Annotated in this window: 1 protein-coding gene; it reads right to left on the reverse strand. The window is 69.2% G+C overall.

Translation table 11 applies throughout. The features are described 5' to 3' along the window. The coding region (locus OQ02_RS43455) for an SDR family NAD(P)-dependent oxidoreductase (RefSeq protein ID WP_033443808.1) at positions 1-360 on the reverse strand (360 nt) is incomplete at both ends.

Below are 360 nucleotides of genomic sequence, written 5' to 3' on the forward strand. Positions count from 1 at the left end.
CGGTCCCGGGTCAGTTCGTGCAGGTGCCAGGCCCCGTCCACCTTCGGCCGCAACACCGCACCGACCCGCTCGGCAGTCAACCCCCCGACCACACCATCGTCCAACACACCCGCCGCATGCACCACACCCGTCAAATCCCCGATACCACCCACCAACCGCGCCACCGCACCACGATCAGCCACATCACACTCCACCACCACAACCCGACCACCCCACTCCTCACACAACCCCCCAACCCCCGGCGCACCCACACCACGACGCCCCGCCAACACCACCCGCCGAACCCCATGCCCCCGCAACAAATGCGCCGCCACCACCCGCCCCAACACACCCGTCCCACCCGTCACCAACACCGTGCCG

This window comes from Saccharothrix sp. NRRL B-16314, assembly GCF_000716595.1.
Lineage (GTDB): Bacteria > Actinomycetota > Actinomycetes > Mycobacteriales > Pseudonocardiaceae > Actinosynnema.